Source organism: Acinetobacter pecorum, from assembly GCF_014837015.1.
Taxonomy (GTDB): domain Bacteria; phylum Pseudomonadota; class Gammaproteobacteria; order Pseudomonadales; family Moraxellaceae; genus Acinetobacter; species Acinetobacter pecorum.
In genome coordinates this window covers 54,827-67,287 of sequence record NZ_JACSPT010000005.1, presented here as the reverse complement: position 1 = coordinate 67,287, position 12,461 = coordinate 54,827, and the positions used below count along the sequence as shown (strand labels likewise).

Annotated in this window: 10 protein-coding genes; all 10 read left to right on the top strand. The window is 44.5% G+C overall.

The window, feature by feature from the left end:
- The first annotated feature begins 2 nt into the window (after positions 1 to 2).
- Positions 3 to 383 carry a hypothetical protein gene (locus H9629_RS05290; RefSeq protein ID WP_225215731.1) on the top strand — a complete coding sequence of 127 codons (381 nt, stop codon included), beginning with the start codon at positions 3 to 5 and terminating at the stop codon, positions 381 to 383.
- A gap of 103 nt (positions 384 to 486) precedes the next feature.
- Positions 487 to 4,104 (top strand): tape measure protein, encoded by a 3,618-nt coding sequence (locus H9629_RS05285; RefSeq protein ID WP_191730643.1) that lies wholly within the window; start codon positions 487 to 489, stop codon positions 4,102 to 4,104.
- Positions 4,101 to 4,523 (top strand): hypothetical protein, encoded by a 423-nt coding sequence (locus H9629_RS05280; protein ID WP_191730642.1) that lies wholly within the window; start codon positions 4,101 to 4,103, stop codon positions 4,521 to 4,523. Before H9629_RS05285 ends, H9629_RS05280 begins: the two co-directional genes overlap by 4 nt.
- Positions 4,513 to 6,474 (top strand): hypothetical protein, encoded by a 1,962-nt coding sequence (locus H9629_RS05275; RefSeq protein WP_191730641.1) that lies wholly within the window; start codon positions 4,513 to 4,515, stop codon positions 6,472 to 6,474. Before H9629_RS05280 ends, H9629_RS05275 begins: the two co-directional genes overlap by 11 nt.
- A 9-nt stretch (positions 6,475 to 6,483) precedes the next feature.
- The gene (locus H9629_RS05270) at positions 6,484 to 8,100 is read left to right on the top strand and encodes a hypothetical protein (protein WP_191730640.1); all 1,617 of its coding nucleotides are present in this window, start codon (positions 6,484 to 6,486) and stop codon (positions 8,098 to 8,100) included.
- A gap of 53 nt (positions 8,101 to 8,153) precedes the next feature.
- Positions 8,154 to 9,434, top strand: a complete 1,281-nt coding sequence (locus tag H9629_RS05265; RefSeq protein WP_191730639.1) for a hypothetical protein — start codon at positions 8,154 to 8,156, stop codon at positions 9,432 to 9,434.
- The gene (locus H9629_RS05260; protein ID WP_191730638.1) at positions 9,434 to 9,727 is read left to right on the top strand and encodes a hypothetical protein; all 294 of its coding nucleotides are present in this window, start codon (positions 9,434 to 9,436) and stop codon (positions 9,725 to 9,727) included. The genes H9629_RS05265 and H9629_RS05260 overlap by 1 nt, the downstream gene beginning before the upstream one ends.
- The gene (locus H9629_RS05255) at positions 9,724 to 10,110 is read left to right on the top strand and encodes a hypothetical protein (RefSeq protein ID WP_191730637.1); all 387 of its coding nucleotides are present in this window, start codon (positions 9,724 to 9,726) and stop codon (positions 10,108 to 10,110) included. Before H9629_RS05260 ends, H9629_RS05255 begins: the two co-directional genes overlap by 4 nt.
- Before the next feature lie 18 nt (positions 10,111 to 10,128).
- On the top strand, positions 10,129 to 12,216 hold the full coding sequence (locus H9629_RS05250; RefSeq protein WP_191730636.1) for a hypothetical protein: 2,088 nt from the start codon (positions 10,129 to 10,131) through the stop codon (positions 12,214 to 12,216).
- Positions 12,209 to 12,442 (top strand): hypothetical protein, encoded by a 234-nt coding sequence (locus H9629_RS05245; protein WP_191730635.1) that lies wholly within the window; start codon positions 12,209 to 12,211, stop codon positions 12,440 to 12,442. The genes H9629_RS05250 and H9629_RS05245 overlap by 8 nt, the downstream gene beginning before the upstream one ends.
- The last annotated feature ends 19 nt before the right edge of the window (positions 12,443 to 12,461 follow it).

Sequence of the window (12,461 nt, the reverse complement as noted above, 5' to 3'; positions counted from 1 at the left end):
ATATGAAACGTTCTTATATTTTATTGGGGGTATTCGCATTACTGCTTTTTATTGCTTTGCCTTTTTTAGCAAGTGATGATTCCGATTCTCAAGCCGAGCCAGTCCAAGCCTCAGTAAAAACTGTAGCCAGCAGCCAATCTGAGCAGTCAAAAAGAATTCAAGTACAAACAGATTCACGTATTGCATTAAAGAACTTTCTAAAAGACTCTAATAGCGCTGAAATAAGAAACCATAATGGTAACTGTGGTGAAGTTAATAGTAAAAATAGTTTTGGTGGATACACAGGCTTTAAGCGCTTTATTGCAAGCCCAACAATAGTTGCCGTTGAAGGTGAGAATATGAATCCAGAAGAATTCCAGAAAGCTTGGAATCAGGTCTGCTAATCTACAGATCATCGTGATTAAGAAGGCATCATAAGGTGCTTTTTAATTTCTAATTTATACCCGCTTCGGCGGGTTTTTTATTGCCTGAATTTTAGAGGTCAGCATGTCTGGTAAAAATTTAACATTCAAATTAATCATGGATGCCGACACTAAAGGTTTCGTTGGCAACATCAAGCAATCAGAAGATGCAGCTAAGTCAGTATTTAATGCAATAAAACAAGAATCAGAACGGTTAAAACAGGCGACTACTGATGCTTCTAAAGAGATGGGAAATATTATCCCAAAAGGTACCAGTGAATTAGCGGACAAGCTCTCTCAATCTCTAAATGCTGCTACAGGCATTATCAAAGATGCTGGTGATAACGCAAAATCCACAGCGGGGAACTTTACAGATTTTGGTAATAAGGCCGAAAAAGCCTTAGGTCAGCTTAAGAGTGATCTGGCTCAGGCTAAGCAAAATCTTGAATCATTTTCAAAAACCAAAGCTTCACCTGCAGATATTGAAAAAGCACAAGTCCAGGTTGATCAACTTGAAAAAGAAGTTCAGCAAGCAGATCAGGCTTTTAGTGGATTTCAGGCAGAAGTAAGTAAAGCCAACAACAGCTTAAGAGAAACAGATACAGCGGCTCAGTCAGCGAAAAAAGGAATAGATGGAGCAAAATTTGCGGTAAATGCTCTTGTTGGTGCTATGGCTGCAATTGGTGTTGGCTTGGGTATTCGTGAATTAGCAGAGGCCGCGGATTCCTATACCAACCTTTCAGCTCGAATCAACATCGCAACCAGTGATGGTGGTAACTTCCAGCAAGCAATGGCTGGTGTGCACCAAGTGGCATTAATAACCAACTCAAGCCTTGATGCTACTGCAGGTCTATTCACAAAAGTGAATGATGTTGGTAAGCAAATGGGCATGACCCAACAGCAAAGCCTGAATCTAGTCAAAACCATTAATATGGCCATTCAGACCGGTGGTGGATCAGCGGCTGCATCAGAAGCCGCAATTGTCCAGTTGACACAAGCATTGCAATCAGGCGTTTTGCGTGGTGATGAGTTCAACTCCATCATGGAGCAGGCTCCGGGTATCTCAAAAGCACTTGCCCAGTCACTTGGCGTGACCACCGGTGAGCTGCGTGCAATGGCAGGAGAGGGTCAGCTATCAGCCGAGAAAGTCATCCAGGCGTTACAGAAACAATCAGCATCGATTGAAGCTGATTACAACAAGTTTCCCACAACAATTGGTAACGCTCTACAGCGTATAGCTACATCGTGGCAAATCGTCATTGGTGAAATGGATCAGGCTAATGGTTCGAGTGCTGCCGTTGCTGACGCCTTGGTTACGGTGGCTGATAATCTTGGGATTATAAAGGTATTTTTAGATGATGTTGGTTTGGGGCTTGCTTCGCTAATTGGAGGTTTGCAAGGCGGGATAGACACCAACACCATTGATGCTTTTAAGAATGCCATATCTGCTGCTTATGATGCGGTTAAAGAGTTAGCATCCCAAGTATACGAGTTTGGCTCAAGCGTTCTTGATGTTCTTGATACATCAATAACGAGCACTCTATCGGTTTTTTCCTCGTTTACAGGAGGAGTTTCGTCTGCAGGTGAGCAAGTTAGCTTCTTGGAGAGAATTTTCCAAGGGTTGGGAATTACGCTTGGTTTTGTAAGCGATGGTCTTACAGCAATTGGTATTATCCTTAAAGTGGCGACAGGCAACTTCTTTATGCTTGCCTCTGCTGCAAATAGTGTTATGGCTGCACTTACCTGGGGCGATGTAAGCAAGCAGTTCGCCGCAAATGCTGATCTGATGAAGGATAAAGCTAAAGAGTATTATGCTGAGGCTGATCGTGAAGCTCAAAATTTTCAATCCAAAGGTGTTCAGCGCTTAAATGAGGCAGCTCAAACTCAAGGACAAAAAACTGCGGAACGATTAGCTCTATCTAAGCAGGAGTTGGAGCGATTACTTTCTGATCAGCAATCAGAAGTTGATGGGAAAAAAGCCACGGAGTCCGAAAAGATAAATGCTGTTCAAGCCTATGCCGAGGCTGCTATCAAGGCCAATGGCGGTGTCATGGACGGCGTAATGCAGGCCGATCTCTTGACTAAGGGCTATATCGTCACCATCGATGAGGCTGGCAAGGTTAGTGTTCAGGCTGGCCAGAGTGCAGAACAGGCGGCTGAAAGCGCTGCTAAAAAGGAAGAAGCTCTCAAGCTGGCCAAGGAGAATGTTAAAAAGGCCGATGAGGAATATCTGGCTTATCAGAAGCAGGCCGCCGTTGAACGTGCGCTTCTAGAACAACAGATTGAGCAAGCCAAGAAGACTGGCGATCTAAATGCCTTAGCCTCCGCCCAAGCATCCATTAATGCCATTAATACCAAAGAAGCAGAGCTGGCCAATAATCGTAATTTACGGATAGCTGAACTCAATAAAGCTAATGCTGGATCTGGCCAAGTGGCGGAAACAGCTTATTCAAGAGCATCTGCCGCTGCCAAGCTGTTTGGCATGGATCTGGATGTTTCGCTAAATAAAGTTTCTAAGTCTTTTTCTAGTTCTGGAAACGAACTGGATGGACTTAAGACTAAGTTGGGTGAGGCAGGGTATACCGGTAAACAGGCTGGTGATGTTCTTTACCAAGCATGGGAAGAGTGGCTTAGTAAGGCGAAAAGTCAAGCTGAGATTGATGCGGCAAATGCCAAGATGCGTGAGTTTGAAGCGCAGGGTGTGTTCTCAACCAAGCAGGTTGAATTGGGTATTGTTGCAATAAAGAGAGCCACCTCTGAACTACCTGATGTCTTGGATGAAACAGGAAGGGCTTTCGAGCGGCTTGGCATTAAAACCAAAGAGCAACTTCGATTGTCAGCTCAAATGGCATTGGCTGATTTTGAAACAGTACGCCAGAGTGGCCAGGCTACTCAAGCGGATCTTCAAAAGGCTTATGAAAAGACAATTCAGCTGGCGTATGCCTCGGGTGATGCTCAAAGTATTGCTGCAGCAAATGCCAAAGCTGCCTCACTAGGCTTATCGATCCAGGTAAGTGAAACCGGCCAAGTTTCAGTGAAAGCCAATAATGCTGTGGAAGAAAGCTTACACCGTGTTCGTAATGCCACGGGTAATGCGGGTGATGGCTTCGATGATCTCGGCCGTAGGGGTGTTAGAGCAGGTAACGATACTACTGAAGCATGGGAAGAAGCTCGCAAAGCAACGGAAGCAGCTATGGCTTCTCAGGGCAAGATGAAGGCATCCAAAACCGGAACAACCGCTAAACACGGGCTTTCTGTTGAAGAAATTGAACAGAGGCTTAAGGATATTGGTTATGAAGGTGATACCAAGCAAAAAGCCAAAGAGCTCTTTCAAGATGCCGAACCAGTGGCGGGTGGTTATTACAAATCAGCTTCCAATGAGTGGGTGAAGAGAAAGTATGGGACCACTGCCTATGACAACCAGAAGGCTCTTGGTAATGCCATGTATGTTATGGAGCAGATTGAACGGCTGGAGCAGTATGTTGGCAAGAATGGTAGATCAATCGGATCTAGTAGCCTAAATGACTACGCGCCGTCTATTCCTTCCGTACCATCAACTAAAGACTACGGTAAGGGGGGTGATAGTGTGAATTACAACATTCAATTCGGAGGTCAAACTCTATCCCTTACAGGTGATGCAAGCCAAAAGGATGTGATGACCAATCTGGTAAATCAATTAAAAGGTATAGCGAAATCGACATGAAACTAATTCGCTTAGCAACATCCGAAACCGTCCCATTAGAGGACGGTTTTTTATGGCCTGATGAATTCTCATGGAAGGCCATTGAGCAGAATCAGGCCTATACCATGGATGGCACTTTGATCATTCAGGAAGGCAAAAAGAAGTCTGGACGACCAATTACTTTACAACCAGCAGATCCGCAAATGGGCTGGATCAAGCTACGTGAACTACGGACTGTTTTGGAATGGTCCAAGCTTCAAGGTGAGAATTTCAGACTGCAGTTTGAACAACCACACGACAACCGACAATTCACCGTCAAATTTAATCACCAGGATGGGGCCTTAGAGGCCGCACCGGTAAAAGGAATTCCAGCGGTATCACTGGATGATTATTTTAATGTGACCTTACGCTTTACGGAGTTAGACGACGATGGCGATTGAAACCAAGGATTTAGTAATTTACAAGTCTGAACGCTTGACTGATAACTCGGATGGCGGTGGTAAATATTCTGGTGTAGTGGTGCAGGATGGCATCAGCAACAACCTGTTCAATGACGTGTCGGAAATGGATCGAACCATGGGTGATGTATCCATGCGCAAGGTCTTTCCGGCAGTCACAACCGAAGACACTGACCTATTGATGGGCGCCACAGTATTTGTATCTGAACTGCCCGCAGATCCAAACGTGTCAGCACTGCTATTCAGCACCAAAAACTGGACAGATGAACGTCAGTCTGCACAGAACCGGGTGGAAAACTATTTAGCCAAAGGCGGGCAGATTGCCGGCACACCACTCGATACCCATTGGCAGGGCATGTCATCACTCCAGGTGGCCATGTTTCCGCAAGAAACTGAATCATCCGTTGGGGATGCGGTTGTCCTGATCAGTGATGAAGGCAAGGTCTTAGAGCGTGAGCAGTATGTGCGAATCACTAAAGTTGAAACACGCACTGCGATCATGGTGGTCAACAATAAGGATGTTGAGTACAAGGTTGCCACTTACTCTCTAAATGATGCTCTGGAAGTTGATTTTGTCGGTTTATCGGCACGCCAGTGGTACAACGGTGAGAAATCTAAAACTATTATCCGCGACACCATTGTTGCTGATACCGGTCTGTATTACTCATCTACAGCACTGGCTTCTGATGCCAATGTTGGTGAATTTACCGTAAATGCCAAAAGCATCTTTGCTCAACTGATTCCATCTGCTCAGACTGAAACCCCGATCATTGATGTAAACGCTGCAGGTGAAAGTGTAGTTCTGGTGGCGGGTAATGAAGGCACCATTACTGTTAATTATCCAAATATGGTGATTGGTGTGAGTCAGAATCTCTATATCGGCTCTGCAGTGATTCCATCCAGTATGGCTTTCACATTACAAGGCCAGCAGATCACTGACCAAGGTGGATTGCTTAAGAACAACCAGGGAACACAAGTCGGCACGATTGATTACCAGCGTGGTTTAATCCAATGGACCGCGGCAGCACCGGCTGGAACCTCAAGTTTGAATATTACGTTCAAGCCAGCTGCTGCACCGAATCAGTATTATCAGAGCCATGCGATTCCAGTGACTCAGAATAACCAGAGCACCAACTGGACTGGAGTTTTAATTCCGATTCCAGCACCAGGCGCTTTGTCAATCTCGTATATGTCACAAGGCAAGTTCTATGAACTCAAAGATGATGGCTCGGGGCAGTTAAAGGCTGCCAGTCCATCTTTTGGTTCGGGCATGATCAATTATGAAACTGGATCTTGGTTACTTACTACAGGCGCCTTGCCAGATGTAGACACCCCGATTTTGCTGAACTGGGGTACACCGATTGTCACCTTCGTACGATCCAATCTAAGTGTGGAAAAAGCTGCATTTGAGTTTGATTTGGGTCGACCGGGTGTATTGCCGGGTATCACCATCAACTGGACGCTTGAGGGTGAGGCGAAAACGGCAACTTCAAATGCGCAGGGCAAGTTTACTGGTGATGCTACAGGTGAAATCAATTATGCCACGGGTACCGGCAAGATCATCCCAAACAAGCTGCCACAAAAAGGTACGGTCTTTTCGGTGATCTACAACTATGGATCTTCACTTGAACAGACCAAAATGGATGTTACTCCTGTAAATCAAAAGCTGACCTTTACCATTGGTACAGGGCCAGCGATTCAGCCGAATAGTGTTGAGTTAAAAATTCCACTTCAAAGTAGTGAGGGGATTATAGGATCTGTAACCCTGACAGATGTACCGGTGAATGCAACTATGGGCAATCTAGTGAATAGCCGTGGTCAAGTGCAAGGCACCATTACCTATGCCACTGGCGCAGTTGAAGTCACACCAAAGAGTACAGCAAGCAGATTTGTGCAAACCTTTACACCTATGGCTATCTATGCGGCTGCCTAGCGAGGAAATATGTCTTTTTATTCTCCACAAACGTCAGATATTCAAGGCGAACAGGTTGAGCTGAAGGCCTTTAATGCTGTTGATGTGCAAGTTAAATATCGTGACACATCTGGCTCAAACTCGGCAACTCATACCGTGACGGCAAACAAACTCAAGCTGGATTTATCCTCCGGTTTTGATGAGCAGATTCTGACAGGTTCAGCTCGTTTCAAAGTGGGTGCTGATACCCTTCTGGATCGTACTGGCTTGCTGTATCGCAATGTGAATCCAGCGAATAACAGCGGGATTCAGTCTGGTGTCATTCAATATGGCACCGGTATTGTTGAAATCGACTCATGGACACCGAATACAGACAATACCATTACCCTGGAATCCTTAACTACCACCACCGACCTGTTACCAGTCAACAAGATCAGTTTCAGAACCCCAATCATGCCGATCCGACCACAATCCTTAACTGTGGTGGTGGGAACACTTGAATATGGCCAGCTCACACTGACCGCTGATGAAAATGGGGTGATTGAGACCAGCCGGGCGCATGGGCAGGTCAATTGGGAAAATGGGTTTGTCACGATTTACTTTTACACCAAAACCAAGATTACTGAAGCCAACCGGGCTGAGATTGAAGCGAATGACTGGTATGACCCATTACTTGAATATGATGAGTTAGATGGCCGATATATCAATGTTCCGGTCTGGGTCGATGCTTCATCCGTACGCTATAACGCTGTGGCTTATACCTATATTCCTCTGGATTCTGAAATCCTTGGATTATCTGCTACACGTTTGCCGATTGATGGCCGGGTGCCGATATTCCGTGTTGGTGGCATTGGTATTGTCAGCTCAAGTAAAGTTCAGGAATTACCAAGTGCAATTGCGGGCACTACATATGATTTGAATGATCAGCGTATTTCATGGGTAGAACTTGAAGATGCTAACGGAACGAAAGTCGCTTTCGATTTGTACACAGTTGATTATGATTATGGCCGTGTGACATTGGGTGGTGACTTCGCACTGGGTAATCTGGTCGCACCGCTGACAGTTAAATATCGCTATCAGGATATGGGCCTGATTCGTGATGTACAGATCAATGGCCAGCTGACCTTCACCAAGCCTTTAACCCATAACTATGATGTAGTAGATACCATTGTTGGGTCTGCTTTGGTTATTGGTGATATGCAGGCCCGTTATACCCGCAAGTTTGTGCAAGGTTCGTGGAGTAATGTATGGGTTGATGAGCCAACGGGTAGCGGTATTTTAGCAAATTACAACGACTCGCTGTATCCGCTTCAGGTCACCAATAAAGGTGCGATTCAGGAACGCTGGGCATTAATCTTTACCGATGCACAATCATTTCGTTGTATTGGTGAATACTCTGGCCAGATTGGTACCGGTACCACCAATGCAGACTATGCACCAATCAACCCGGTCACTGGTGTGCCTTACTTTATCATCAAGAAAGAAGGCTGGGGAGCAGGCTGGGCCAATGGCAACGTCTTACGCTTTAATACTATTGCTGCTAACTTTCCGGTCTGGGTGATTCGAACTGTGAAGCAGTCTGAGCCTGCAGTTATTTCAGACCAGTTCCAGATCATGCTGCGTGGTGACATTGACCGCGTATTGTAAACATTAATTCAAATATAGCCGCTATTTGCGGTCTTTTTTATGGATATTCGATCATGGCAACAGACGTAGATGTTCAATACTTTAGCCACTCAAATGGCTTAACCCTTGGTAATAACTGGGGTGACTTGATTCGCCTGCTTGATAAAGCCTTGGTGACTGGCATTGATTTTACTCAGATCACAGCTGCATCGATTGATGCTCAAGGTGATGTGCATATCACATTATATGCAGCACATAATGCAATGCTGTTTCAGGTGGTTGAGCTATCAGGTTTTGCACCAGTTTCATTAAATCAGAAATACCGCATTAAAGGTGTGCCAAATACCACGCAACTCATTTTAAAGCCTGCGTTAGATATTGCTGAGCGATCAATTACTGTAATTGGCATGGGGAAGCTTGCCCCTCTTGGTTATGACATTATTTTTCGCGATGTTGGTGATGTGAAGCGTGTTTATCGTGCCAAAAATCCAACCGCACAACATCCGTTTATTCGTGTTGATGAATCACTTGCAAGTGATACAGGATCATACACAGCAACCTATGCTAAATATGCCATGGTTGGCTTACTTGAACACATGGAGCATATTGATGATTACGAGAATTTAAATGTAGCGCAGTTACCTGTCTCAGTATCAAATCCAAAGTTTAATTGGGATATTTATAATGGTTCTGGTAGTAGTGTAGTTCGCGGTTGGTCAAGGTGGTACTGGCGAAGATCTGCGTCTTGGGGGGGAAGTGGTGCAGACAACTTATCCCCGCCTACTGGCAATGCTCAATTCGCTTTAATTGGTGATTTTAATGCTTTCTATTTTTTGCCATCCCTAACACCATCAACTCCACGTGATTTAGTCTTGTATGGTGCAGGCGTATTTGAAAGTGCAACTGATGGGTCGACTATCCCGCCATGGTTTCTAATGAGCACACTCAGATATAATAAAACAGCAGGCGAAAGCCAAACGCTGTGGAGTTTAGATGGTGGGCTGCCTTTGCTGCACAGTAAAAATGTTGCTTCTTTTATCGTACCAAAACTTGAAGAGAACAACCCGCTTCCCAGCACCGCAACAGGTTATCCAATTATGCCGGATTATCAGTCGGGGAGCTCGGTATTAGGATTAACCCCACAAACAGATGTGAATCTAACCATCCCTTTTCATGATTCCCCATCAAGATTAAGGGGGGTATTGCCGCACGTTTTATATAATGCTGGTGTCTCACTTGAGGATATAACAACCCCAACAGTTAGAGTAACAGGCAGTAGTGTTTATATGATTGCACCAGCGTATCACCCGAGTCATAGGAAATCAGGGTTTTCCTTCTATTTAGGGGAAGTTTAATGTATGTAAAATATAAACCCAGCAAGCACACGATCTATTTAACAACCCTTAATACACCGAATGTAATATCGAGTATTAAAGGTTCAGTAAGAAGATTGGGTGAGCAATATACAAGTGCGGTTGTGATTTTATATAACAAATCCAGTCTACAACCGATTGCAATAAGAAAACCTGACCAAAGTGGCAACTATCAGTTCCTTGGTTTAGATATAAACCTAAAAACATTCATTGTTGCTTTTGACAAAAAACAGCAATTCAACGCAGTAATTCAAGACAACGTGGTGCCAAAATGAGTAAAACATCAATCAAAGCTCGGCTTGCCATGATTCAAGCCTTTGCAAATTTTATGGATAACGGTAGTCAAAGTGCTACCGTTATTTTTTATGAGGGTCTACAGCCTGCCAGTCCTTCGGTTGCCGCAGACCAAAACAATGCATTGGTAACACTAACTTTCCCTGAACCGTGTATCAAAGAAACTACGGCCACTTATGTAGAGCTTCATCCAACGGATACCGCAACGGTGATCAAAACTGGGACCGCCACTTGGGCGCGGATCTACAACGGCGCAGGCGAAGTAGCTGCAGATTTAACCATGGGAGCTGACATCACCCTGGCGAATACCAATCTGGTCGTTGGTGGTACTTTATCTATCCAATCGATAAAACTCAGACCTTAATTTTAAAAGGGTGCTCATGTGGATTTTAAAAATAAGCTCGGCACCGTTGATGCTCACAACTTAAACCTGAACTTTAAGCCTGATAATACCAACAGTCACAACATAATTCTTAATTTTGAGCATCTGGCTGATGGCTCAACTAATCTCAATTTTGGCGATGATGTTTCAGCTGTAATCGATACAGAACTTAATGCCGAGTTTTCATTTGAAGTCAAAGCAATCTATGCGGATAGTGGTGCAAATACTGCAGTCCTAGACACGGTGCTCGACACTGAATTTAGCTTTGATGTAGTTGCTAAGTTTAGTGAAAACATTGATGTTATTGGCCAGATCGATACAGTTTTAGACACCAGTTTTGGTTTTGAAATTGAAGCAGTATTTAGTGAAAACCTATGCATCATTGATACGGTTTTGGATGCTGAGTTTCGATTCGACGTTAAAGCGTTATTTGATATCAATCATCTGGCGGGTGTGTCTTTAGGTTTAGGTTTGCGGTACAAAAAAGCTATTACTGCTTTAAGTAGCATAGAAATACCATGGGCAAAGCCAATATTAAGAGTCTCGAATGAGGCTCTTTTTTATGATCAAGGCTTGGTAGTTTCGAATCAGGTAAATATTCAGTATGAGCAGGCAGGGTCATTGACCCGGGCGATTAGATCCTTTCATGAGCAAGCCACTGGTTTGAGTTCTGATGCGTATGTAATCTGGGAAGAGGGTGATAAGCGCTTTATTCATCAGCGCTATGTGCATGAAGAAACAATCAAGCTGCGGCATAACCGGGAAACGGTCTGGCAGGAAATGATCCGCAGGCGTAAGACTTTTACTTATTCACATGAATTGGCCCAAGTCTTTGAGCACCGCTTTTCATTCGAGTGGGATAAAAGCCTAGAGATTATCACCAGGTCAGATTTGCCCTGGGATAAAGCCAAAGCGATTCATTATCGCAAGCATCCGGTTGTGCCTTGGCCAAAGCCTGAACCTCAGCCATATCAGGGTAGTACAGATTTAAACTTTATCTGTCTCTGTCATGACGTTGATTCACACAATGTTATTTTAAATTTTGGTGCAGATGACTGTATTCCAGCACTGCCGAACAGAAACTGGTGGTATATCGTGAATACATTAACAGCCGAGCGATTGGATACCGGCGAAAAGATCCAGGTGATGGATGGTACCTACAGTGCCAGCCGATCACAGTGGTGCTGGACCTATTCTGTGACAGTTGCTCATACTGAAAAGGAAAAACTGCAGCCGATTGATGACCAGCCGGTGATTCTTAAGGTCATGATCAATGGATATGAGCACCATATTTTATTGGAAGATCCAGAAGAAACCCGGCGTTTTGCCAGTGTTTTATATACTTATCCTGGTCGAAGTGTGACTGCATTAAATTCTGATAAATATGGGCCTTTACGTTCGTTTATTCAGGATAACGAGAGAACATCAGTGCAACTGGTTCAGGCTGAACTGGATCGAGCGAACAGCGGTACCAACCTGGACTGGAAGCTGATTGATGAATTGGGCTGGATTGTTCCAATTGAAAGCCTGAGTTATGCAGAACTAGCACCAATTGATGCAATAAAGCAGGTCGTTGATGCAGGCGGCGGCTTTATCTATAGCCAGAAAGCGGGCAATACACTGACTATCTTGCCACGGTACCAGAAAGGCTATTGGGATTCGATGACCGTTGATGATTACGACATTCTGTTATCTGAAAGCCTGGTGATGCAGCAAAACATCAAACAGAATGATGAATATATTGCAGACTTTAATGCCATCACTGTAGTGAATAGTCGAAGTGGCGAAAGCCTAAAAGTACAGCAGCGTGGTACTTCGGGTGATGTGCCGCTTGAGTCAGTTACAGGCCCACTGTTTAACCTGGTATCTGGTGCTAGCTATGGCAAGAATGAATTAGTCAAAGCCAATATTCAGGAGTTGCACACTTTCTCGGATATTCCAGTCAGTCAAGAAATTGGCGAGATGCTACCAGGTAAATCGATTGCATTTAATGGCCAATGGTGGGGCGTGATTGATGGGGTGAGTGGAAGTTTTTCCCATGAAAAGGTCAATGAAACCATTACAGTGGAGCGTATCAGCCGTGACTAATCCTTTATTTGAACTGCGCAAGCTGCTTAATCCCACACATGCTGAATATATTGGCACCATTACATCGGTGAATCATCCTGAGTATCGGGTGCAGATCGACGGCGGATCTGGTCCAGTGCTTTGTACATCCGGCACAGCTTATAACTTGGGTGTCAGAGTGTTTATCTCAAACCAGGTGATTTTAAGGCCAGCACCAACTGGTCAGCATTCAGAAATAGAAGTTTAAACTTAACCAAACAACAGCA

Excerpts from the sequence above, each read along its gene's own strand:
- H9629_RS05265 (WP_191730639.1), top strand. The coding sequence starts at position 8,154 with ATGGCAACAGACGTAGATGTTCAATACTTTAGCCACTCAAATGGCTTA.
- H9629_RS05275 (WP_191730641.1), top strand. The coding sequence starts at position 4,513 with ATGGCGATTGAAACCAAGGATTTAGTAATTTACAAGTCTGAACGCTTG.
- H9629_RS05280 (WP_191730642.1), top strand. The coding sequence starts at position 4,101 with ATGAAACTAATTCGCTTAGCAACATCCGAAACCGTCCCATTAGAGGAC.
- H9629_RS05290 (WP_225215731.1), top strand. The coding sequence starts at position 3 with ATGAAACGTTCTTATATTTTATTGGGGGTATTCGCATTACTGCTTTTT.
- H9629_RS05255 (WP_191730637.1), top strand. The coding sequence starts at position 9,724 with ATGAGTAAAACATCAATCAAAGCTCGGCTTGCCATGATTCAAGCCTTT.
- H9629_RS05270 (WP_191730640.1), top strand. The coding sequence starts at position 6,484 with ATGTCTTTTTATTCTCCACAAACGTCAGATATTCAAGGCGAACAGGTT.
- H9629_RS05285 (WP_191730643.1), top strand. The coding sequence starts at position 487 with ATGTCTGGTAAAAATTTAACATTCAAATTAATCATGGATGCCGACACT.
- H9629_RS05260 (WP_191730638.1), top strand. The coding sequence starts at position 9,434 with ATGTATGTAAAATATAAACCCAGCAAGCACACGATCTATTTAACAACC.